Annotated in this window: 19 protein-coding genes; 5 read left to right on the forward strand and 14 right to left on the reverse strand. The window is 69.7% G+C overall.

Annotation, left to right across the window (positions count from 1 at the left end; all coding sequences use genetic code 11):
• Positions 1–103: 103 nt before the first annotated feature.
• The 4 genes from tcuA (at position 104) to NVS89_RS15655 (ending at position 5023) form a co-directional block, all read left to right on the forward strand.
• On the forward strand, positions 104–1525 hold the full coding sequence (tcuA, locus tag NVS89_RS15640; protein ID WP_258733697.1) for an FAD-dependent tricarballylate dehydrogenase TcuA: 1422 nt from the start codon (positions 104–106) through the stop codon (positions 1523–1525).
• Positions 1526–1529: 4 nt separating this feature from the next.
• Complete coding sequence (gene tcuB / locus NVS89_RS15645) at positions 1530–2645, forward strand: tricarballylate utilization 4Fe-4S protein TcuB (protein ID WP_309486565.1); 1116 nt, start codon at positions 1530–1532, stop codon at positions 2643–2645.
• A 335-nt stretch (positions 2646–2980) separates the two neighbouring features.
• Entirely contained in the window at positions 2981–3886 is a 906-nt protein-coding gene (locus NVS89_RS15650) for an amidohydrolase family protein (RefSeq protein WP_258733871.1), read from the forward strand.
• 27 nt (positions 3887–3913) lie between these two features.
• Entirely contained in the window at positions 3914–5023 is a 1110-nt protein-coding gene (locus NVS89_RS15655; RefSeq protein WP_258733699.1) for an Ldh family oxidoreductase, read from the forward strand.
• Positions 5024–5048: 25 nt separating this feature from the next.
• Here the strand turns inward: NVS89_RS15655 and NVS89_RS15660 are convergent, their stop codons facing one another.
• From NVS89_RS15660 to NVS89_RS15710, 11 genes are all read right to left on the reverse strand, one after another.
• Positions 5049–6290, reverse strand: coding sequence for a CaiB/BaiF CoA transferase family protein (locus NVS89_RS15660; RefSeq protein ID WP_258733700.1), 1242 nt, complete (start codon positions 6288–6290; stop codon positions 5049–5051).
• On the reverse strand, positions 6290–7456 hold the full coding sequence (locus NVS89_RS15665; RefSeq protein WP_258733701.1) for an acyl-CoA dehydrogenase family protein: 1167 nt from the start codon (positions 7454–7456) through the stop codon (positions 6290–6292). Before NVS89_RS15665 ends, NVS89_RS15660 begins: the two co-directional genes overlap by 1 nt.
• A 102-nt stretch (positions 7457–7558) precedes the next feature.
• Positions 7559–9166 (reverse strand): thiamine pyrophosphate-binding protein, encoded by a 1608-nt coding sequence (locus tag NVS89_RS15670; protein WP_258733702.1) that lies wholly within the window; start codon positions 9164–9166, stop codon positions 7559–7561.
• Between the two features lie 91 nt (positions 9167–9257).
• On the reverse strand, positions 9258–10697 hold the full coding sequence (locus NVS89_RS15675; protein WP_258733703.1) for an aldehyde dehydrogenase family protein: 1440 nt from the start codon (positions 10695–10697) through the stop codon (positions 9258–9260).
• Positions 10698–10740: 43 nt separating this feature from the next.
• Positions 10741–11814 carry a 2-hydroxyacid dehydrogenase gene (locus tag NVS89_RS15680; RefSeq protein WP_309486558.1) on the reverse strand — a complete coding sequence of 358 codons (1074 nt, stop codon included), beginning with the start codon at positions 11812–11814 and terminating at the stop codon, positions 10741–10743.
• Positions 11815–11921: 107 nt separating this feature from the next.
• The gene (locus NVS89_RS15685; protein WP_309486560.1) at positions 11922–12839 is read right to left on the reverse strand and encodes a hydroxymethylglutaryl-CoA lyase; all 918 of its coding nucleotides are present in this window, start codon (positions 12837–12839) and stop codon (positions 11922–11924) included.
• Positions 12840–12841: 2 nt separating this feature from the next.
• Entirely contained in the window at positions 12842–13633 is a 792-nt protein-coding gene (locus NVS89_RS15690; protein ID WP_258733705.1) for an enoyl-CoA hydratase-related protein, read from the reverse strand.
• Between the two features lie 66 nt (positions 13634–13699).
• Positions 13700–15199, reverse strand: a complete 1500-nt coding sequence (locus tag NVS89_RS15695) for a tripartite tricarboxylate transporter permease (RefSeq protein ID WP_258733706.1) — start codon at positions 15197–15199, stop codon at positions 13700–13702.
• A 9-nt stretch (positions 15200–15208) separates the two neighbouring features.
• Positions 15209–15670, reverse strand: coding sequence for a tripartite tricarboxylate transporter TctB family protein (locus tag NVS89_RS15700; protein ID WP_258733707.1), 462 nt, complete (start codon positions 15668–15670; stop codon positions 15209–15211).
• Between the two features lie 75 nt (positions 15671–15745).
• Complete coding sequence (locus tag NVS89_RS15705; RefSeq protein WP_258733708.1) at positions 15746–16702, reverse strand: Bug family tripartite tricarboxylate transporter substrate binding protein; 957 nt, start codon at positions 16700–16702, stop codon at positions 15746–15748.
• 170 nt (positions 16703–16872) lie between these two features.
• Complete coding sequence (locus tag NVS89_RS15710) at positions 16873–17766, reverse strand: LysR family transcriptional regulator (protein WP_258733709.1); 894 nt, start codon at positions 17764–17766, stop codon at positions 16873–16875.
• Between the two features lie 185 nt (positions 17767–17951).
• Here NVS89_RS15710 and NVS89_RS15715 point away from each other — a divergent pair, with 185 nt between their 5' ends.
• The gene (locus tag NVS89_RS15715) at positions 17952–18473 is read left to right on the forward strand and encodes a TIGR02444 family protein (protein WP_258733710.1); all 522 of its coding nucleotides are present in this window, start codon (positions 17952–17954) and stop codon (positions 18471–18473) included.
• On the opposite strand, the gene NVS89_RS15720 is transcribed toward NVS89_RS15715, so the two are convergent.
• The 3 genes from NVS89_RS15720 to NVS89_RS15730 are packed head-to-tail and all read right to left on the reverse strand — an operon-like array spanning position 18470 to position 21907.
• Complete coding sequence (locus tag NVS89_RS15720) at positions 18470–18979, reverse strand: hypothetical protein (RefSeq protein ID WP_258733711.1); 510 nt, start codon at positions 18977–18979, stop codon at positions 18470–18472. The two genes, NVS89_RS15715 and NVS89_RS15720, sit on opposite strands and share 4 nt — an antisense overlap.
• The gene (locus NVS89_RS15725) at positions 18976–19512 is read right to left on the reverse strand and encodes a permease (RefSeq protein ID WP_258733712.1); all 537 of its coding nucleotides are present in this window, start codon (positions 19510–19512) and stop codon (positions 18976–18978) included. Before NVS89_RS15725 ends, NVS89_RS15720 begins: the two co-directional genes overlap by 4 nt.
• Positions 19513–19549: 37 nt before the next feature.
• Positions 19550–21907, reverse strand: a complete 2358-nt coding sequence (locus NVS89_RS15730; RefSeq protein WP_258733713.1) for a xanthine dehydrogenase family protein molybdopterin-binding subunit — start codon at positions 21905–21907, stop codon at positions 19550–19552.
• Between the last annotated feature and the right edge of the window lie 71 nt (positions 21908–21978).

Below are 21978 nucleotides of genomic sequence, written 5' to 3' on the forward strand. Positions count from 1 at the left end.
AGCCGCCGACCTGTCGATTGGACTCGTTAAAAGACGATTGCACGGCTTCGTGCACGTACGTATACAATAACATGCAAATACGACGGGCGAACAGGCGGGAGCTATGGCGGCGAGGGAAAACGGAGCGGAATCGGGGCCCCGCGGCCCCTATGACGTGCTGGTGATCGGGGGCGGAAACGCCGCCCTGTGCGCCGCGATCAGCGCCAGCCGGGACGGCGCCCGCGTGCTGGTGCTGGAGGCCGCGCCGCGCTTCTATCGCGGCGGCAACACGCGCCACACCCGCAACATGCGCTGCGCCCACGACACCGCGACCGAGATCCTCACCGGCCCCTATACCGAGGACGAGTTCTTCGACGACCTGCTGCGCGTGACCGGCGGCCAGACCGACGAGGAACTGGCGCGGCACATGATCCATGAATCCAAGGACATGCTGAACTGGATCGTCGAGCAGGGCGTGCGCTTCCAGCCTTCGCTCGGCGGCACGCTCAGCCTGGGGCGCACCAACTCGTTCTTCCTCGGCGGCGGGCGCTCGATGCTGAACGAGCTCTACCGCACGGCCGAAGGGCTGGGCGTCGAGGTTGCCTACGATTCCGAGGTGGTGGCGCTCGATATCGACGACGGCACCTTCCGAGCCGCCACCGTCCGGCGCGGCGACGCGCTCGTCCGGATCGAGGCGCGCGCGCTGGTGGCGGCCGCCGGCGGCTTCGAGGCCAATATCGACTGGCTGAAGGAAGGTTGGGGCGAGGTCGCCGAGAACTTCCTCATCCGCGGCACGCCCTATAATCGCGGCACGGTGCTGAAGATGCTGATGGCCGCCGGCGTCGAGACGATCGGCGACCCGACCCAGTGCCACGCCGTGGCGATCGACGCGCGCGCGCCGAAATTCGACGGCGGCATCATCACACGGCTCGACTGCGTGGTGTTCGGCATCGTCGTCAACAACAGGTGCGAGCGCTTCTACGACGAGGGCGAGGACATCTGGCCCAAGCGCTACGCCATCTGGGGCCGCCTCGTCGCCGCGCAGCCTGACCAGATCGCCTACATCATCTTCGACGCCCGCTCGCTCGAGCTGTTCATGCCCTCGCTTTTCCCCCCGATCAGCGGCGCCAGCATCGCCGAGCTGGCCGGCAAGCTCGGGCTCGACGCGGAAAAGCTCACCGCGACGGTGGAGGGCTTCAACGCCGCCGTCCAGCCCGGCACGTTCGACGACAAGACGCTCGACGACTGCCGCACAGTGGGCCTCTCGCCGCCCAAGACGCACTGGGCGCGGCGGATCGAGACCGCGCCCTTCTATGCCTATCCGGTGCGGCCGGGCATCACCTTCACCTACCTCGCCACACGGATCGACCGCGAGGCACGGATGCGCATGGCCGACGGGCGCCCGGCGCGGAACATGTTCGCCGCCGGCGAGATCATGGCCGGCAACGTGCTCGGCAGGGGCTATGCCGCCGGCATCGGCATGACGATCGGCAGCGTGTTCGGCCGGATCGCGGGACGGGAGGCCGCCAGCAATGCTCGCCAATGAACGCATCCACGCCACCGACACGCTGGCGGAAGCCGACCGGCTGATGACGGTCTGCAATTCCTGCCGCTATTGCGAGGGGCTGTGCGCGGTGTTCCCGGCCATGGAGATGCGGCGCTCCTTCGCCGATGGCGACCTCAACTACCTTGCCAATCTCTGCCATGGCTGCGGCGCCTGCTACCATGACTGCCAGTTCTCGCCGCCGCATGAGTTCGACGTCAACGTGCCGCGCACGCTGGCGGTGGCGCGGGCGGATTCCTACCGCGCCTTTGCCTGGCCGCGCGCCTTCGCGCCGCTGTTCGACCGCAACGGGCTCGCCGTCAGCCTGATCGCGGCGCTGGGCGTCGCCGGCTTCATCCTCGCCTTCGCCGCCTGGCACGACCGCGACGTGCTGTTCGGCACGCATCTCGACGCTGGCGCCTTCTATGCGCTGATGCCGCACAACGCGATGGCGCTGCTGTTCGGCGGGGTGTTCCTCTATGCGATGGTCGCCGTCGGCATGGGCCTGCGCGCGTTCTGGAACGACATCGGCGAGCCGGCCGCGACGCTGGTCGCCCCGAAGCCCCTCTGGCAGGCGATCAACGATGCGGGGCGGCTGCGCTATCTCGACGGCGGCGGCGTCGGCTGCATGAACGAGAGCGACAAGCCGGACGACAATCGCCGCTTCTACCATCACTGCACGTTCTACGGCTTCATGCTGTGCTTCGCCGCGACTTGCGTGGCGACGCTCTACCACTACCTGCTCGGCCGCGAGGCGCCCTACCCGATCTACGACCTGCCGGTGCTGCTCGGCACCGCCGGCGGCGTCGGGCTCCTGATCGGCCCGGCGGGGCTGCTCGCGGCCAAGCTGCGGCGCGAGCGCATCCTGGTGGACGAGGCGCGGCTCGGCATGGACGTCGCCTTCCTCGTCATGCTGTTCCTGACCAGCCTCACCGGGCTCACCCTGCTCGCCTTCCGCGAGAGCGCGGCCATGGGGCTGCTGCTGGCGGTCCATCTGGGCGTCGTGTTCGCGCTGTTCTTTACCATGCCCTACGGCAAGTTCGTGCACGGCCTCTACCGCTTCGCGGCGCTGGTGCGCTATGCGCGGGAAATGGCGCGCCACGGCGACGACGCGGCCGCCTGACGGCGGGATAGGGGTCGTCCCACCGGCCCTCGCCGCCCTCCCGAACAGCCGGCGATCAGATCGCCCCTGCCCGCCCCGCCGACCTCATAACCCACCGTTATGTGCCGGCGGAATAATGTGATTGGTTCTCCCGGCCGGAATGGTCTCTCCTCACGGAAAGACCGGGAGGAACAAATGCCCGCCGAGGCATTCGCTGCCGCGCAAAGCGGGAGCACGCATGGTATCCGGCCGACCCGGATGATCGGAACGGCTGCGAACGCATCCGCATATGTCGGCAGCGCTGCTCGGCGCCCATCGGGCGCGACGGATCGCCCGCGCGCGAGCGACCGGCCGTGATGCTTTCCGTCCTGCCCGAACTTTCGCCGGTCATACTCGGCGTGCGGCACACGGCGCCCTCCTTCGGCGTGCCCGCCGGCGCCTGCGACACCCATGTGCACGTCTTCGCGCCCGGCACGCTTTTTCCGTTCGCAGCCGGGCGGCACTACACCCCGCCGCCTGCCAGCGTCGCCGATCTCGTCGCCCATCAGAGCGCGCTCGGCCTGGAGCGCGTCGTCATCGTGCAGGCGAGCCCCTACGGGACCGACAATGCGTGCCTGCTCGACGCGCTCGCGCAGCTTGGCCCGCAAGCGCGCGGCGTCGCGGTCCTGTCGGGCGACGTGGACGAGGAGACGCTGCATGCGCTCCACGACCGGGGCGTGCGCGGCGTCCGGCTGAACGTCGCCACCGGCGGCGGGGCCGTCGACCGCGGGGACATCGCCCGCGACCTCACTGCTACCGCCGAGCGCATCGCGCCGATGGGCTGGCACCTGCAGATCTATGCCGCGATGGACCTCCTCGCCGGCCTCGCCGACGAGATCGCCGCGCTGCCGGTGACGACCGTGCTGGACCACTTCGCCCGGCCGAAGCCGGACGGCGCCAATATCGCCCACGATGCCCGCCGCATCCTGCGGCTGCTGGAGCGCGGTACGGCCTACGTCAAGCTTTCCGCCCCGCGCCGGCTGGCCGATCCCGATTCTCCCGCGCTGGCCCGTTGGGCCCGGGCGCTCATCGGCGCCAATGCCGAACGGGTGCTCTGGGGAAGCGACTGGCCGCACCCGCGCGCCGGGGCCAGCGCCGGCGAAATCTTCTATCCCGAGGATGACGGCCTCGTCCTCGACCGCCTGGCGGGCTGGGCGAACGGGGCGACGACCCTGCGCCGCATCCTCGTCGACAACCCGGCGCGGCTGTACGGCTTCACCTGATCGCGCCCCGCGCCAACGGAGACTCCCATGTTGCACTCGCCGCCGGACGCCGGCTCGACCCCGGCCAGGATGTATGCCCGGCCGCAGGACGCTGAGGCCTTCGCCACCCGTGTGGTCGCGGCCAACGGCCTGCCCGAGGCCGACGCGGCCATCGTCGCCCGCTGCCTGGTGCGGGCGGACCTGCGCGGGGTCGACACCCACGGGCTGCAATATCTCTCGCACTATCTCAAGCGGGTGCGCTCCGGCCTCATCAACCCGCGGCCCGCGCTCGCGCTCGAGAAGGCGACGCCGGTCGCTGCCGCGCTGGACGGGCAGAACGCCTTCGGCTTCGTCACCTCGACCTTCGCGATGGACGGCGCCATCGGCATGGCGCGCGAGTTCGGCGTGGGGCTGGTCGCGGTCCGCAACAGCACGCATTTCGGCATGGCCGCCAACTACGCGCTGCAGGCGGTGGAGGCCGGCTACATTGCGCTCGTCGCCACCAACGCCTCGCGCGCCATGCCGCCCTGGGGCGGGCGGGCGGCACTGTTCGGCACCAGCCCGTTCGCGGCAGGCGCGCCGGGCGGCAGCGAAATCCCCTATGTGCTCGACATGTCGCCGGCGGTCGCCGCGCGCGGCAAGATCCGCAAGGCCGCCCGCCACGGGCAGGAGATCCCGCTCGGCTACGCGCTCGACAAGGAGGGCCGGCCGACCACCGATCCCAACGCCGCGCTGGACGGCGGCGTGGTGCTGCCGATCGGCGGGCCGAAGGGTTCGGCGATCTCGATGCTGATGGACATTCTCGGCGGCGTGTTCTCGGGAGCCGCCTTCGCCGGCGCCGTCGCCAACCAGTTCGAGGATTTCGAGCGGCCGCAGAATGTCGGCCACTTCTTCCTCGCGATCCGGCCGGGGCTGTTCGTCACCGAGGAGGCGTTCCGCGCCCGCATGGACGAGTTGGTGCGTACCGTGCACGGGGCGCCGCTCGCGGAAGGGTTCGACGAGATCCTGATGCCGGGAGAGCTCGAGGGTCGGCTCGAAGCCGAGCGCCTGGCGCACGGCGTGCCCTACAGCTCAACCGATCTGGCGCGCATCCAGGCCGAGGCCGCCGCGGTCGGGCTCGCGCCGCTCGAGGTGCGCGAGACGCCGTTCGAGGAGTGAGCGTTCCGGCGCGGCGGCGCGCCTCTCAGATGACGCCGTCGCGCCGCAGGGCCTCGACCTCGTCCGGGTCGAGCCCGAAGCGGTCGACGAGGACGGCCTCGTTCTGCTCGCCGAGCCGGCTGCTGGGGACGAGCGGCATGGGCGGCACGTCCTCGAAGCGGATCGGGCTGTTCTGCACCACGATGCGCCCGAACTGGGGATGGTCGATCCATTGCAGGCTGCCGCGCGCGTGCATGTGCGGATCGTTCACCACCTCGTCGAGGCCGCGCACCGGCGCGTGCGGCACGCGGTTGGCGAGGAACAGCGCCGCCAGCTCGCCCTTGGTCCGCTCACGGGTCCAGTCGCCGACCAGCCGGTCGATCTCCTCCATATGGCCGACGCGCGACTTCAGGTCGGCGAAGCGCGGGTCGTCGCGCAGCCCCTCGCGATCCATCGCTTTCAAAAGCGCGTGGAAGTGCCTGTTGTTGTTGCAGATAATGGCGATGTATCCATCCTTGGCGGGATAGACGTTGTAGGGCGATTCGGCGAGGCCGCCATGGCGATTGCCGGTCCGCGCCGGCGCCTTGCCGCCATTGCCGTGATAGAGCGCCAGATTGGAGCTGAGCGAGGCGTAGACGGCCTCCTGCATCGACACCTCCACCAGGCGCCCTTTGCCGGTGCGCTCGCGCTCGTACAGCGCGGTGGCGATGCCGGCATAGAGGTGGATGCCGGCGAAGAAGTCGCACAGCGCCGGCCCGGACTTCACGGGCGGGCTGTCCGGGAAGCCGGTGATGCTCATGATCCCCGACATCGCCTGCACCGTGATGTCCATCGCCGGATAGTCGCGATACGGGCCGGACCGGCCATAGCCGGTGCTCGAAGCGTAGATTAGGCGGGGATTGACCGCCCGCAGCTCGGCCGGGCCGAGGCCGAGGCGCTCGGTGACGCCGGGCGCGAAGTTCTCCACCAGCACATCCGCGCCGCGCGCCATCCGCAACAGCAGCTCCCGCCCCCGGTCGGACTTCAGGTCGAGGCTGAGCGACTTCTTGTTGCCGTTGAGCATGGCGAAGGGCAGCGCGGCACCGCCGATGCCGGCGCGCACCCGCAAATGCTCGCCCGTGCCCGGCGGCTCGATCTTGATGACCTCAGCCCCCGCCATCGCCATCAGGAAGGTGGCGTAGGGGCCGGCATAGATGTGCGACAGGTCGAGCACCGTGACGCCGGCCAGCGGATAGGCCGGGGCGGCAGCCTGTGCCGAGGCCTCCGCGGGCGAGGACGCGTCCGCCATCAGAACGTCCCCAGCGCCGCGAAGCCGTGCACGTCGTCGAAATCGGCGATGATCTTCTTGCCGACAAGGTCCTTCAGCGTCTCCGTCGTGCCCCCGCCGAGCGTGCCGTAGCGCGCGCCCCGATAGAGGCGCGAGACCGGATATTCATCAGTGAAGCCGTAGCCGCCATGGATCTGGATCGCCTCGCTGGTGACCCGGTTCGACATCTCGTTGCAGTACATCTTGGCGAGCGCGGCCATGTAGGGATCGGGGAACGGGTCGGCCGAGGCGCAGGCCCGGTAGAGCATGCCGCGCCCGACCTCGATGTCCCGGTACATCTCCGCCAGCTTCCAGCGCATACCCTGGAAATCGCCGATGGGCTTGCCGAAGGCGCTGCGTGACCGGAGATACTTCACCGATTCCTCGAACGCGCCTTCGGCGAGGCCGAGCGAGATGCTGGGATTGAGGCAGCGCTGCGTATTGAAGGCCGAGAGCAGTTTGCGGAACCCGTCCTCGCGGATGACGACGTTCTCCAGTGGCAGCTCGCAATCGTTGAACTGCACCTCGGCGAGGTTCTCACCGCCCATGGTGTGGTAGCGCGCGGTCACCTCCAGCCCCGGCGTGCCGCGCTCGATCAGCACGCAGCCGATCCCCTCGCGCCCGTGCCGACCGTCTATGCGCGAGAACACGACGAAGGCCGCCGCCTCGTCGACGCGGCTGATGAGCGTCTTCACGCCGCGCAGCACCACGCGATCGCCGGAGATGGTGACGTTGGTCCGGTAGTTCGCGACGTCCGTGCCCGCATGTGGCTCGGTCATGCAGATGGCGAGGATCGCGTGGCCGCTGCACACGGCCGGCAGCAGGCGCTGCTTGAAGTGCTCGGGCGCGTAGGTGGCGATGATGCGGGTCTGGGTTCCCACCTCGCCCAGCACCGCCATCGCCGTCACGTAGCAGCCCTTGGCGATCTCCTCGAGCACCAGCGCGGTGTCGAGCACCGGCAGGCCCATGCCGCCATATTCCTCCGGCACCGCCATGCCGAGCACGCCGAGCTCGGCCAGCCTGTGGATGTTCTCCCAGGGAAAGGTGCCGTCCATGTAGCGCTGCGCGCGCGGCTTGAACTCGGCCTGTGTCACGTCGCGGATCGTCTGCACGATCGCCCGCTGCTCGTCGGTCAGATTGAAGTCCATCGTCGATTGTCCTCCCGCCCCTCCGGCCCGAAGGCGATGCCGGCCACGGCGATCCGTGGCCGGCATCGGGCACGGCTCGTCTCCCGTCGCGCGGCCGACGGATCAGAGCTCGCGCAGGGCGTTGAACTGGTCGACATAGCCGGAGCCGTCGATCCGCACGCCGATCACCGTCGTCCGGCCGGAGCGCAGCGCGGCGCCGATCGCGTCCTGCAGGCCGTTCTCGGTGTCGACCGTGGTGCCATCGGCCCCGAAGCCCTGCGCGATCTTCTCCCAGTCGCAGCCGCCGATGCCGACGCCGTGCCGGGGGATGCCCTTGATCTCCTGCTTGACGCGGATCAGGCCGATCTCCCGGTCGTCGAACACGATGACGATGATGGGCAGGTTCTCGCGCACCGAGGTCTGGAGGTCCGCCACCGCCATCAGGAAGCCGCCGTCGCCGGTGAACGCCACCACCGGCCGGTCGGGATAGGCGAGCCGGGCGCCGAGCGCGCCGGGCACGGCGTAACCCATCGAGCCGAGGCCGTTGGAGGTGAGGAATTCACGCGGGCCGTAGGACTGCCATTTCTGCACAACGAGGAGGCGGCTGGCGCCGGCGTCGCAGGTGGCGACGGTCTCGCGCGGCAGCACGGCGCGCGCCAGCTCCACCGTGCGCTGCGGCGACAGGCCGGTGCTCGGCGTGTTCAAAGCGTTGGCGACGTCGGTGCGGAAGATGGAGGCAGCCTTCTCGCCCCAGTTGCCGCCGCTCGACAGCGCCGCGACCTTGCCCAGCAGGGTCTTCAGATTGCCGAGCACCTCGATCTGCGCCGGCACCAGCGCGTCGAGCGAGGGCGTCGAAGACAGCGCCACGACGGGGATCGTGTAGGGCCACGCCTTGGGTTGCAGCTCGACCGCGTCGAGCCCGACGGCGATGATGAGGTCCGACTCCATGACCAGCTGGCGCTCGATCAGGCCGCCGATGATGCAGCCCGCGCGCAGCGGATGGTCCTCGGGTATCGCGCCCTTGCACTTGGAGGTGACGAGCACCGGCGCGCCCAGCGCCTCGGCGAGGCGCACCAGCTCAGCCGACGCCTTGTCCCAGAACACGCCGAGGCCGGCGAGCAGCACCGGCTTCCTTGCCGCGCCGATGCGGTCCATCAGCGGCTGGAGCGCCTTGGTGTCGGGCTCCGGGCTGAGCAGGTTGGGCGAGACCGGCGGCTCGGCGACCAGCTCGGTCGCGTCCTTCATGGTCTCGCTCTGCGGGATGTCGAACTGCACCGGCCCCGGCGCGGGCGCCGTCGCGGTCCGGATGGCCCGGCGCAACTGCTGGCGGATGGTGCGGGCGTCGACCGTGGTGCCCCATTTCACCAGCGGCGCGTACAGGGCGAGCTGGTCGATGCGCTGGCGCAGCCCCACCTCCTGCGCCGGCTGCGAATAGCGGTCGGTCAGCACGATCAGCGGCGCGCGGTCGAGCGCGGCATAGGCGACGCCGTTGACCATGTTGGCCGCGCCCGGCCCGCGGGTGGACAGGCACACGCCCGGCGAGCCGGTGATCTCGCCCCAGGTGGAGGCCAGCATGGCGCCGGCAGTCTCCTGCTTCATCAGGATGAAGCGCATGTCGCGCTGGCGCGCGGCCTCCATCAGCTCGACCGATTCGCCTCCGGGATGGCCGACGAGAAACGGCGTTCCTACCTCCTTAAAGGCATCGGCCATCACTTCCACCGTTGTCGCCATGCGTCAGTTCTCCCATTCGATGCCGCGCTTACGCGGCTGTTCTGATTGCGGACGTCCGGCCGGGCGAGGGCCGGTCACGCGGCGTTCGAGGTCATCCCACGTGCCAGTAGAGGCCCTTGGGCTCCATGTAGGTGCGCATCCCGGTCTGCCCCTTCTCGCGGCCGAGGCCGCTCTGCTTGAAGCCGCCGAAGGGGGTCGAGATGGAAGTTTCCTTGTAGGTGTTGATCCACACCGTGCCGGCGCGGATCGCCCGCGCGACCCGCCAGGCCTTGGCGAAGTCCCGGGTCCAGATGCCGGCGGCGAGGCCGAACTCGGTATCGTTGGCCTGCGCCACCAGATCCGCCTCGTCCCGGAACGGGAGGACGACCGCGACCGGGCCGAAGATTTCCTGCTGGGCGACGCGCGCCTCGTTGCCGAGGCCGGCGATCACCGTGGCCGGATAGTAGGCGCCGGCGCCGAGTGCGCCTTCGGTCGGGATCGCCCCGCCGGTCAGGACCTTGCCGCCCTCGGCGCGCGCAGCCTCGACGGCGCTGGCGACATGGTCGCGGTGCTGGAAGCTCACCATCGGCCCGAGGGTGGCGGCCGCATCCTCCGGCGGGCCCATGCTGTAGGCCTGCGTGCTGGCGCAGATGGCCTCGAGGAAGGCGTCGTGGATCGACGCCTCGACGAAGATGCGCGAGCCGGCGACGCAGGACTGCCCGCCGCCGGAGAAGATGCCGGAGGCGACGGTGGTGCGCGCCCGCTCGAGATCGGCATCGGCGAAGACGACGTGAGGCGACTTGCCGCCGAGTTCCAGCACCACCGGCCGCAGCCGCGTGCCGCAGGCCTTTGCGATCGCCCGGCCGGACGCGGTGCCGCCGGTGAAGCTCACCATGTCGATGTCCGGGTGGTCGACCAGCGCCCGGCCGACATCGGCGGCACCGGTCACGACGTTGACCACGCCGGCCGGCAGCCCGGCCTCGATCGCCAGCCGCGCATATTCGAGCGCGACGCGCGGCGTCACTTCGGAAGGCTTCAGCACCACGGTGTTGCCGGCGGCGAGGATGGGCGCGAGCTTCTGCGCCTCCAGCGTCAGCGGCGAGTTCCACGGCGTGATCGCCGCCACCACGCCGACCGGCTCGTAGACCGTCATGGTCACGCTCGGCCCGCGCTGGGTATTCATCTCGCTCTCGAAGGTCTCGCAGACGGCGCCGTAGTAGCGGAACGTCGCCGCCGCGCTCGCGGCCTGGCTGCGGCACTCGGCGAAGGTCTTGCCGTTGTCCTCCATCTGCACCCGGGCGAGTTCGTCGAGGCGCCCGCCCATCAGCTCGGCGATGCGGAAGAGGTAGGCCGCGCGCTCGTGGCACTTCAGCCCGCTCCAGGCCGGATCGGCAAGCGCCGCCCGGGCGGCGGCGACCGCGTCGTCGACATCCGCCGCGCCCGCGCCGCCGATGCGCGCGACCTCCCGGCCGGTGCTCGGATCGATGGAGGAGAAGGCCTCGCCCGCGCCGGTGCGCCAGCCATTGGCGATCATGAAGGGGTGGATGGTCATGCTTACCTCCTGCCGCGTGAGTTGATGGCGTCCCGCAGCGGGCTCAGGCGGCCGTCCGGGGCGGCAGGGGAACGAGGTCCTCTTCCGGCAGGTTCTGGCCGTGCAGGAACCGGCGGGCATTGCCGATCGCCCGGGCGAGGACCGGCGCGAAATTGTCGACCGTTCCGCCCGCGACGTGCGGCGTCACCACCGTCTGGTCCAGCGTGAGCAGCGGGTTGCCGACCGGCGGCTCGGCCTCGAAGGCGTCGAGCCCGGCGGCGTAGACCCGCCCCTCGACCAGCGCCGCGTGGAGCGCCTTCTCGTCGACCAGCCCGCCCCGCGCGCAATTGATGAAGATCGCACCCGGCTTCAGCTTCGCGATGCGCGCCGCGTCGAACAGCTTCGCCGTGTCCTTGGTCAGCGGCAGGTGCAGCGAGAGGATGTCCGCGCGGGCCGTGATCTCGTCCAGCGAGGCATAGGCGACGCCCAGCCCGCGCTCGACACCGGGGTCGGCGCGCAGCGGGTCGTAATAGAGCAGTTCGGCCCCGAAGCCGGAGAGCAGCCGGGCGACCGCCTTGCCGATGGCGCCGAAGCCGACGATGCCCACGGTCCTGCCGTGGATCTGCCGGCTGTTGCCGCGCGCCGCCTCCTTGTCCCAGCCGCCGGCGCGGGTCTGGCGGTCGAGATAGGGCAGGCGCCGGCAGGCGGCGAGCATGAGCAGCAGCGTGTGCTCGGCGACGGGGATCGAATTGCCCGCCTGCAGCCGCGCCACGGTGATGTCGTGCGCGGCGCAGAAGTCGAGATCGATACGGTCGACGCCGGCGCCGAGCTTCTGGATGAAGCGCAGCTTCGGCGCTTCGCGCAGCAGCGACGCCGGCATGGGCGCGGCCATGACGAAGGCGATGTCGGCCCTGCCGAGCGCCCTCGCCTTCTCTTCCGCGCTCTGATCGGCGGCAATACTCAGCGACCAGTCGTCAGGAATGCCGGAAGCAATCATCTCCAGGATCTTGGGATGGAAAGGATCAATGATCCCAACGACAAGATTTGCCATGAAACGCTGCGCCGTCACTTCGTTCGGTGGGCGCAAAGATGAGACTGAAGGTGATAACGGTCCAATCAGTATGTCGCAGGGGAACATCAACCACGCTTATGGGGAGGCGCCGCCAGGCGCCAGTTCCCGCCGCCGCCTCGCTGGCAGGCGGCGGTGTGAACGCACTCGATAAGGAGAATAAGGGTAGCGCCGCTCTAACCGCCGCTCGTCGGCGTCGCATCCGCGCGGGCCGTCATCGCCCGATAGACGGCGGAGGCCGGCTCGCGGCCGAGCCGGGCATGGACGAAGCGCACCGCTTCGATCAGCTTGGGAAGCGCGACGCCGGTGCGCACGCCCATGCCGTCCAACATATAGACCACGGCCTCGGTCGCGACATTGCCGCTGGCGCCGCGGGCATAGGGGCAGCCGCCGAGCCCGCCGGCAGAAGCATCGACCACCGACACGCCCTCCTGCAGCGCGCCGTAGATGTTCGCCAGCGCCTGGCCGTAGGTGTCGTGGAAATGGACCGCCAGCGCCCCGACAGGCAGCTCGCCGGCGACCTCGCGCACCAGTGTGCGTGCCTGCATCGGCGTGCCGACGCCGATCGTGTCGCCGAGCGAGACCTCGTAGCAGCCCTGCCTGTGCAGGCGGGCGGCCAGCCACACCACCGCGGCGGACGGCACGCGCCCTTCATAGGGGCAGCCGAGCACGCAGGAGATATAGCCGCGCACGGCGAGCCCCGCTTCGAGCGCCCGCTCGATCACCGGGGCGTAGCGCTCCAGCGAGTCGTCGACGGAGCAGTTGAGGTTGCGGAGCGAGAACGCTTCCGACGCCGCGACGAAGACCGCGACCTCGCGCGCGCCGGCGGCGATGGCCGCCTCCAGCCCGGTCAGGTTCGGCACCAGAACCGGCAGGCCCGCGCCGACCCCTGCGAGCCGGCGCAGCACCTCGTCGGTGCCCTGCATCTGCGGCACCCACCGGGGCGACACGAAGCTGCCGGCCTCGACGGTAGCGAGCCCGGCGTCGAGCAGCTTTTCGATGAAGGCAACCCGGTTCTCTATCGACAGATGCGCGGCCTCGTTCTGCAGCCCGTCGCGCGGGCCGACCTCGACGATGCGCACGCTGTCCGCCACGCTCAGCCCTCCCGGCGCCAGCTGGCCGGCCGCCGCTCGAAGAAGGCGGCCATACCCTCGGCGGCCTCCGGCCCCTCGCGGATGGTGGCGATCCATTCGGCCGTCAGGGCGAGAAGGGCCTCGTCACGCGGATGGTCCTTCACCGCCGCGACCAGCCGCTTCGCCTGCGCGCGGGCGCCGGGTGCCGCCGCGGTCAGAAGCGCGACGATCTCCTCGCCGCGCGATGCGAGCCTCTCGCCGGCGACGACCTCGTGGACGAGGCCGATGCGCTCCGCTTCGGCGGCGGGGAAGGTCTCGGCGGTCTGGAAAAGGCGGCGTGCCTGCCGGCTGCCGATCGCGTCGATGACATAGGGGCTTATGACCGCCGGTATCAGCCCCAGACGCGCCTCTGTGAGGCCGAAGCGCGCCTCCTCGGCGGCTATGGCGATGTCGCAGCAGGCCACCAGCCCGAAGCCGCCGCCATAGGCCGCGCCATGGACGAGAGCGAGGCTGGTCTTGCGCAGGCCGTCCAGCGTCGCCATCAGCCGGGCGAGCGCCTGCGCGTCGGCGATGTTACCCGCGCGGTCGCGCGTCGCCGCCTCCCGCATCCAGCCGAGATCGGCGCCGGCACAGAAACTTCGGCCCTCCCCGTCCAGAACAACGATGCTAACGGCGTCGTCGGCATCGAGCTCAGCGAGTACGCGCGTCAGGCGCTCGATCATCTCCGCGTCGAAGGCGTTGTGCCGTTCCGGCCGCGCCAGCGTGACCCGGGCGACACCCATGCTCGGGTGGGAGACGCGCACGCTCTCAGCCATGGCCGCGCCGACGCTCCGCTCCGACGGCGGGGATTGGCCCGACGACGGCCCCGGCCCCGCGCCCGCTCATTCCTCGAACGCCTCCTGCCGGCGGCTGCGGATGGCCGGGATCGCCACCATGATCAGCAATATGGCGGTGATCGCCAGCAGCACGGCGGAGATGGGCCGGGTTACGAAGACCGAGAAGTCGCCCTTGGAGAGAACCAGCGCGCGCCGGAAGTTCTCCTCGATCATCGGGCCGAGGACGAAGCCGAGCATGAGCGGCGCCGGCTCGCAGTGGAGCTTGTGCAGCACATAGCCGAACAGCCCGAAGCCGGCGGCGAGATAGATGTCGAAGATCGAGTTCTGCACCGAATAGACGCCGATACAGCAGAACAGGATGATTGCCGGGAACAGCACCCGGAACGGCACGCTGAGCAGCTTCACCCAGATGCCGACCAGCGGCAGGTTGAGGATGACCAGCATCAGGTTGCCGATCCACATCGACGCGATCAGCCCCCAGAACAGCGTCGGGTTGGTCGTCATCACCTGCGGGCCGGGCTGGATGTTGTGCACGATCATGGCACCAAGCATCAGCGCCATGGTCGCGCTGCCGGGAATGCCAAGCGTGAGCGTGGGAATGAAGGCGGTCTGCGCCGCCGCGTTGTTGGCCGCTTCCGGCCCGGCGACGCCCTGGATCGCGCCCTTGCCGAAGCGCTCGGGCGTGCGAGAAGTCTTCTTCTCCAGGCTGTAGGCGAAGAAGGAGGCGAGCGAGAGCCCCGCCCCGGGCAGGACGCCGACGAGCGAGCCGATGGCGCTGCCGCGAAGCACGGCGGGGGCCATGTCCTTGAAGTCCTGCCAGCTCGGCCAGAGCCGGGTGATCGGACTGCTGAGCGCGTCGCGTATCTCCTTGCGTTCCAGCGAGGTGATGACCTCGCCGAAGGCGAAGATGCCGACCGCGATGACGACGAAGTCGATGCCGTCCCAGAGCTGCGGCAGCCCGAAGGTGTAGCGCATCGCGCCGGAGGCTACGTCGGTGCCGACCAACCCCAGCAGCAGGCCGAGTACGATCATGCCGATCGACTTGATCAGCGGCCCCGATGCGAGCGAGACGGCGCCGACGAGGCCCATCGCCATCAGCGAGAAATACTCGGCCGGGCCGAAGCTGAAGGCGAGCTGCGTCAGCGGCGCGGCGAAGGCGGCGAGGATGAAGGTGCCGACGCAGCCGGCGAAGAACGAGCCGAGCGCGGCGGTGGCGAGCGCCACCCCCGCCCGCCCCTGCCGCGCCATCTGGTGGCCGTCGATCACCGTGACGACCGAGGAGGTTTCGCCCGGCAGGTTCACCAGAATGGCGGTGGTGGAGCCGCCATACGCCGCCCCGTAATAGATGCCGGCCAGCATGATCAGCGCCTCGAGCGGGTCGAGGCCGAAGGTGAAGGGCAGCAGCATCGAGATCGTCGCCAGCGGGCCGAGGCCCGGAAGCACGCCGATCAAAGTGCCGAGCACCGATCCCAGGAACGCATAGAACAGGTTGTTGAAGCTCAGAGCGGTCGAGAAGCCCAGAGCCAGATGGTCGAGCAGTTCCATGGCGGGTTCCTAGAAGGTCGCGAAGGGCGGCCAGATCGTGAACTGCAGATCCAGCAGCCACACGAACAGCGCCAGCGTGAGCGCGAGCAGCACGGCGGCCGTTGCCAGCGCCACGCGCCAGGAGAAGTCGGGCCCCGCGAAGCTCACCCCGATGACGAGGAACAGCACGGAGACGATCAGTCCGGCATGGGGAAGCAGGAAACCGAAGGCGACCACGCAGGCGAGCACGGTGAGGAGTCCGCGCATCGACCAGCGTTCCATCGGCTCGGCGGCGACGCGGGAGCGGACGGCGTTGAAGATGACGACCGCGCCGATGACCGTCAGGATCACCCCCAGCCAGAACGGGAAGTAGCCTGGGCCCATGCGCGCGGCCGTGCCCATGCGATAGCCCGAGGCCCCGATCGTGAACGCCAGTCCGAGCACGACGTAAAGCAGGCCCGCCCCGACATCCCTGTGGTTGACGGTCTTCATGCGATTGCTCATTCCCGTGGGATACCGAGGATCGGTCCGGCAGCGGCGCGCCGCGGCTCCGCTGCCGGCTAAGGACTACTCGATCTTGATGCCCGCCTTGTCGGCCACTTCCGGCCACTTCTTGAGCTGGGCGGAGATCAGGTCGGAGAACTCCTGGACCGACATCGGCGTGGGGCGGCCGGCGTCGCGGGCGAGGAACTCCTTGGTCGCCTCGGTCGACATCACCTTGTTGATGTCGGCGTTGAGCTTCTCCACCACGTCCATCGGCGTGCCGGCGGGCGCCATGATGCCCCACCACTGCTGCACGTCGACGCCGGGAATGCCGGCCTCGTCGGTGGTGGGAATGTCGGGAACCACCGTCGCGCGCTCCTTGCCCGTGACGACGAGGCCCCGAAGCTGGCCGCCCCGGATCAGCGGGAGAGCCTGCGTCATGCTGCTCATGAACATGTCGGAATGGCCGCCGATCACCGCGGTCATCGCCTCGGAGCCGCCCTTGTAGTGGACCGGCGTCAGGGTGATGCCGGCGCTCTGGGCGAACAGCTCGGCGCCGAACTGGTTGACGGTGCCGAGGCCGGAATCGGCGTAGTTGAGCTCCTGCTTCTTCGCCGTCGCCACCAGCTCCTGCACCGTCTTGGCCTCAAGCGCCTTGCCGACCACGAGAACGAGCGGCACCTGCCCGAGCATCGCGACCGGCTGGAAGTCCTTGCGCGGGTCGAAGGGCAGGTTCGGCTGTACGGCCGGGTTCATGGTGAAGGTGACGGAGGCGATCAGCAGCGTGTAGCCGTCCGGCGCCGCCTTCGACACATGCGCCGAGCCGATGGCCGCGCCGGCTCCCGGCATGTTGTTGACGACGACCGGCTGGCCCCAGATCTTGCTCAGCCCGTCGCCCAGATGGCGCGCGAGGATGTCGTTCGAACCGCCGGCCGCGAAGGGGACGATCAGCGTCACCGGCTTGTCTGGAAACTCTGCATGCGCTGCCGCCGAAAATAACAAGGCGGCCGCCGCCGCGATCGCGCTGCGCAGGTACCTCATGGGCTTTTCCTCCAGGCTTTATCTCTTTTGATTTTGCGGGTGCCGTCCCGTCGTTTTCGAACGCTTCTCCGTGGCAGGATGGGTCGAGGCTACCTCGCTGGACGGGCATCAAAGGCGATGCCCCCGATGCTGTCGAATAAAAAAAGGGCCGCCCGCCATAAACAGATCTTCTATATCTCGCCGTCGCGTATAACTTTTCGCAAATGGTCGACGAAGTCGTTGACGATGATCGAGCGCGGCGCGTCCTTGGGCTGGATGATCAACGTCTTGGCCTCGATCCGCGGGCGCAGCTTACGCACGACCACTCCCGGGATACCCATGGAATCGACAAGCTGGGGATCGACGATGGCGACCCCTGCCCCGAACCGCGCCAGCATGATGCCGGTCAGCGCGATGCTGACCTGGATGGCGATGACCGGGGCGATCCCGGCCTGGCTGAAGGCGCGGTCGACGAAGGGGCGGAACACGATCTGCGGCTGGTAGGTGATGATCGGATAGGGCTCGAGTTCGGCGACGTTGATCTCGTCGCGCTCGACCAGCGGGTGGTCGTTGGGCATGACGCAGGCGAGGCTCCAGCTCATCAGCTCCTGCGTGTCGACGGCGCTGCTGACGATCGGCTCATGGGCCAGCCCCATCTCGACCTCGCGGTTGATTACCCGGTCGAGCACCTGCGGCGAGGTGAGCGACTGCAGCGTGCAGCGCACATGCGGGCGCTCCACCAGGAACGAGGCCATCGCCTTGGCGAGATAGCCATTGGCGATCGGAAACGCCGCCGCCACCGACAGCGTGCCGAGCCGGCCGCCCACCAGGTCCTGCGCCAGGCGGCCCACCGCATGGACCCGGCCGAATATCGCGGCGACGTCGGGAAAGATGGCGTGAGCCTCCTCGGTCGGCTGCAGGCGCCCGCCGCACCGCAGGAACAGCTTCATGTTGAGCCGGCTTTCCGCATGCTTGAGCACAGCGCTGATGGCGGGCTGGGTCACGTTGAGCAGCCGCGCCGCCCCCGTGACGGAACCCGTTACCATTATGGCGTGAAAGACCTCCATATGACGAAGCGTCATCATGGCAGCATTTCCTCCTCGACTCCCCAGCGGGGATAATTTTGTTTTATGTCTTGAGGCTGAACCTAGCGCCGAAAGTGATGGCGGGTAAGAGCAGGCCCGCGCGTGGCATCGCGGGGGCTCTGCCGCTATGGTCGCCGCAGACCGGATCGCCCTCACCCCGGAATCGCCTCACCCTGGAGATGCCCGTGACCGATGCTGCCCCCCTCGTCCTCGACGGCGGCCTTTGGCGCTATGCGCTCGCCTTCTACGCCGCGCCGGGCGCCTCCGCCGCCTGCCTGCGGCTGCAGGACGAGGCCGGGGTCGACGTGGTCGAACTGATCTTCGCGCTCTATGCCAGCCGCGTGCTGGGCCTGCCGGTCGACCGCGCCCTTCTGGAAGCGGCGCGGGACGACCTCGGGGTATGGCGGCAGGACACGGTGCTGCCCCTGCGCGCCATCCGCCGTCGCCTCAAGCCGGCGCGCACCGACTGCCCGGACGCGACCAAGGAAGAACTGCGCCGCCTCGTCCAGCAGGCCGAGCTCAAGGCCGAGCAGATCCAGCTCGCCCTGCTGGAGCAATGGGCGCGGGCGCGGCCCGGGGCCGGCGGGCCGGCCTCTTCCGCGATGGACGCGGTGGCCGAAGTGCTGGCGCTGTCGAACGCCTCGCCCGAGGGCGCGCTGTCCGATGCCGTCGGCACGGTGGTCGCGGCGGCCGGGGCGGCCGCCTAGCCGGTCCAGAGTCCCGAAAGGGCGATCAGCATCCAGGCCAGCGCCCCGGCGAGCGGGGGCAGGTACCACGAGGCGGAAAGGCGCGTGAGCACGAAGCGCGAGCCCATGAGCGGCAGCTCATAGGACAGGATGCGGTGCACGGCGAAGATCGACCACGACGCCAGGAAGGCGATGATCTGCGGCCGCCCGGCCCCCATCTGCCAGACCGTCAGCGCGAGCGGGAAGGTCACCATCGGCCCGCCGGGCACGAAGGCGCCGAAGGCGGAGGCGAGGAGGATGCCCTTCCAGCCGCTGCCCTCGCCGATCACCGGGCCGATGGCCTCGGTCGGAACGAAGTGCTCGATGCTGGAGGCGACATAGAGCGCCATCGGGATGCGCACGGCGAGGCTCCCGCCCTGCCGGCCGACCTGTGCCAGCGCGCCCTTCAGCCGCCCCGGCTGGCGGACCAGGACGGCGATAAAGGTGCCTGTCGCCAGGCACGCCATGATGACGAGGCCGATATTCACTCCGCTTCCTCCTCGCGGCGCATGCGGAAGAACTCCAGCCGCGAGGCGAGGAACTGCGCGCCCAGCCCGGCGAGGATCGGCAGCGGCAGGCTGCTGACGAGGCGCAGAAGCCCGAACTCGACGCCCATGAACGGAATTTCCCACACCAGCAGCCGGTTCACGCCGATGGCGGCCCAGGCGACGAGGAAGGCGGTGAGCGCCCCGACATCCGCCCCCGCCTGGTAGAGGGCGAAGACCAGCGGGAAGGAGGCGAACGGCCCGCCCGGCATGAGGGCGCCGACCAGGGTGGCGATGACGAGCCCGCGCAGCCCGGCTTCGGCGCCGAGCCATCGGGCCACGCGCTCGCGCGATACCAGTATGCTGCTGAAGGCGGCGATCAGCAGGCCGAACACCAGCTCCGGCGCCACCTGAAGCGCTTCCTCGGCGGCAAAGCCCGCGCTCTGCAGGGCGAGGGGCATGCCGCCCTTCCACCAGTTGGCGAAGGCCGCCACGGCCGCAAATCCGACGAACATCAGCGAGGTGCGGCTCAGCACGGGCACGGCTCCGGTGGAGACGAAAGGCGGCGCGCGCTCACGCCGCGTCGGGCTTGCGTTCGGCGAGGCGCGCCAGCGCCAGATGCAGCCGCTGCGGCGTCACCGGAAGCTGCGTCACCGTCCCGGGCATGCCGAGCGCGTCGTCGATGGCGCCGGCGATGACGGCGCCGACGGCATTGATGCCCCCCTCGCCCGCCCCCTTGATGCCAAGCGGGTTGCGCGGGCTCGGCGCCTCCTCGGTGATGAGGCATTCGATCGGCGGCGTTTCGCTGGCGGTCGGCATCAGATAGTCGGCGAAGGTGATCGCCAGCGGATCGCCGGTGTCGTTGTAGGTGAACTCCTCCAGCAGCGCGCCGCCCAGCCCCTGCACGCAGGCGCCGACGAGTTGCCCGCGCACCAGTCGCGGATTGAGCGAGCGGCCGACATCATAGGCGATGAGGAACTGCTCCACCGTCACCTGGCAGGTCTCGCGATCGACGCGGACCTGGGCGAAATGGGCGCCATAGGGAAAGACGGTGTGGTCGGTGTTGAACCATCCCTCGGCGGTAAGCCCGGGCGAGCGGCCGGCCAGCAACGGCGCGCCGGGCGCCAGCTTGCCGGCGAGTTCGGCCAGCGTCATCACCGGCTCGTCCGGCACGCTCAGCCGCACCACCGCGCCGCCCTTCAGGGATAGCTGGTCGGCCGGCGTCTGCAGCAGCTCGGAAGCGAACATCAGCGCGCGTTCGCGCAGGTTCGTCGAGGCGATGTGCACCGCATTGCCGGTGAGCACGCTGGCCCGCGCGGCATGGGCGCCGATGCCGTGGGCGATGCGGTTGGTCTGGCCGTGGATGACGCGGATCACCTTGTAGTCGACGCCGATCGCCTCGGCGCAGATCTGTGCCATCACGGTCTCGAAGCCCTGCCCGACCGAGGCGCCGCCGGTCAGCACCTCGACCCGGCCCGAAGTATCGACGGTGATGCGCGCGCCGTCCGACGGGCCGCGCCCGCTCTCCTCGACGAACACGCCGACGCCGAGGCCGACGCATTCACCGGCGGCCCGGCGCCTCTCGACCTCGCGCCGGCGCCCCTCCCAGTCGAAGGCGGCCAGCCCCTTCTCGAACAGCGCGGGATAGTCGCCGGAATCGAGCGCCAACTCCTCGACGCCGGGCTGATCGAAATGGATGGTGTGCGGCATCATCTCGCCCGGGATGATGTTGCGCCGGCGCAGCTCCACCCGGTCCATGCCGAGCTTCGCGGCGATGGCGTCCATCATCCGCTCGCGCACGAAGGTGCCCTCATAGCGGCCCGGCGCGCGATAGGTCGCCGCCGGCGTCTTGTTGGTCAGGCGGAAATGGCCGACCGAGCGATAGGCGCCGATGAGATAGGGCCCGGTAAGCATGCTCATGGTGCGCGCCACCACGCGGGCGCCATGGGTACGCACATAGGCGCCCTGGTCGTGGAAGAACTCGTTGTCGAGCCCTAGCAGCCGGCCGTCCTTCGACACCGCGGCCCGCACGAGATGGCGCTGGTTGCGCGAATGGTTGGCGGCCATCAGATGCTCGCGCCGGTCCTCGATCCACTTGACGGGACGGCGCAGGCGCTGGGCGGCGAGCAGCACCAGCACGTCCTCGGGGTACAGCTCGCCGCGAATGCCGAAGCCGCCGCCGACATGGCCCTCGAACAGGTGGATCGAATCCGGCGGCCGGCCGAGCATACGCACCAGCGTGTCGCGGTTGCGGTGCGGCACCTTGGCCGCGCCGTGCAGTTCCAGAATGTCGCGCGCGGCGTCGTAGCGCCCGATCGCGCCGCGCGTCTCCATCGGCACGCCGGAGTGCCGGCCGACCGTCAGGTCCAGCTCGACGAGGTGGTCGGCGGCGGCGAAGGCGGCGTCGATGTCGCCATAAGAATGGCGGATGACGGTCGGCTCGGTGTCGTGGCCGGCCGAGAATTCGCTCGGTGCCGCGCTCGGGTCGAGCACCGGCGGCAGCGGCTCGATGTCGGCGAGGATCATCTCGGCCGCGTCCTCGGCCACATAGGGATCGGTCGCGAACACGGCGGCGACCGGGTCGCCGACATAGCGTACCTTGTCCTTCGCCAGCACATATTGGCGATAGGGCTTCAGCACGGCGGCGGAGGGGTCGCGGAAGTCGATCGGCGGCAGGGCGGCGATGTCGGCCTGGGTCCAGATCGCGACCACGCCGGGCAGCGCGCGGGCGGCGGACAGGTCGATGCCGCGCAGGTGGCCGTGCGCGTAGGCCGAGCGCACGACCCGCATGTGGAGCTGGTTCGGGAAGGAGATGTCGCCCGCATAGGCGCCGCGGCCCATCACCAGGGGACGATCCTCGAGGCGGTCGACCGCATGACCGAGGATGTCACGATCTTCGGAGCGCGGCGGAACGGGATAATCGTGGCTCATGAAGGTCCTGTCGGATGCGGGGCGGTCCCTGGCGGCCGCGCCGGCCTTGTCGGCACGATCCGGCAGCCATG

This window comes from Ancylobacter mangrovi (genome assembly GCF_024752355.1).
Classification (GTDB): domain Bacteria; phylum Pseudomonadota; class Alphaproteobacteria; order Rhizobiales; family Xanthobacteraceae; genus Ancylobacter; species Ancylobacter mangrovi.

Coding starts and splice junctions, on each gene's coding strand:
- tcuA (WP_258733697.1), top strand. CDS start 104: ATGGCGGCGAGGGAAAACGGAGCGGAATCGGGGCCCCGCGGCCCCTAT.
- NVS89_RS15650 (WP_258733871.1), top strand. CDS start 2,981: ATGCTTTCCGTCCTGCCCGAACTTTCGCCGGTCATACTCGGCGTGCGG.
- NVS89_RS15655 (WP_258733699.1), top strand. CDS start 3,914: ATGTTGCACTCGCCGCCGGACGCCGGCTCGACCCCGGCCAGGATGTAT.
- NVS89_RS15660 (WP_258733700.1), bottom strand. CDS start 6,290: ATGGCGGACGCGTCCTCGCCCGCGGAGGCCTCGGCACAGGCTGCCGCC.
- NVS89_RS15665 (WP_258733701.1), bottom strand. CDS start 7,456: ATGGACTTCAATCTGACCGACGAGCAGCGGGCGATCGTGCAGACGATC.
- NVS89_RS15670 (WP_258733702.1), bottom strand. CDS start 9,166: ATGGCGACAACGGTGGAAGTGATGGCCGATGCCTTTAAGGAGGTAGGA.
- NVS89_RS15675 (WP_258733703.1), bottom strand. CDS start 10,697: ATGACCATCCACCCCTTCATGATCGCCAATGGCTGGCGCACCGGCGCG.
- NVS89_RS15680 (WP_309486558.1), bottom strand. CDS start 11,814: ATGTTCCCCTGCGACATACTGATTGGACCGTTATCACCTTCAGTCTCA.
- NVS89_RS15690 (WP_258733705.1), bottom strand. CDS start 13,633: ATGGCTGAGAGCGTGCGCGTCTCCCACCCGAGCATGGGTGTCGCCCGG.
- NVS89_RS15695 (WP_258733706.1), bottom strand. CDS start 15,199: ATGGAACTGCTCGACCATCTGGCTCTGGGCTTCTCGACCGCTCTGAGC.
- NVS89_RS15700 (WP_258733707.1), bottom strand. CDS start 15,670: ATGAAGACCGTCAACCACAGGGATGTCGGGGCGGGCCTGCTTTACGTC.
- NVS89_RS15705 (WP_258733708.1), bottom strand. CDS start 16,702: ATGAGGTACCTGCGCAGCGCGATCGCGGCGGCGGCCGCCTTGTTATTT.
- NVS89_RS15710 (WP_258733709.1), bottom strand. CDS start 17,766: ATGATGACGCTTCGTCATATGGAGGTCTTTCACGCCATAATGGTAACG.
- NVS89_RS15730 (WP_258733713.1), bottom strand. CDS start 21,907: ATGAGCCACGATTATCCCGTTCCGCCGCGCTCCGAAGATCGTGACATC.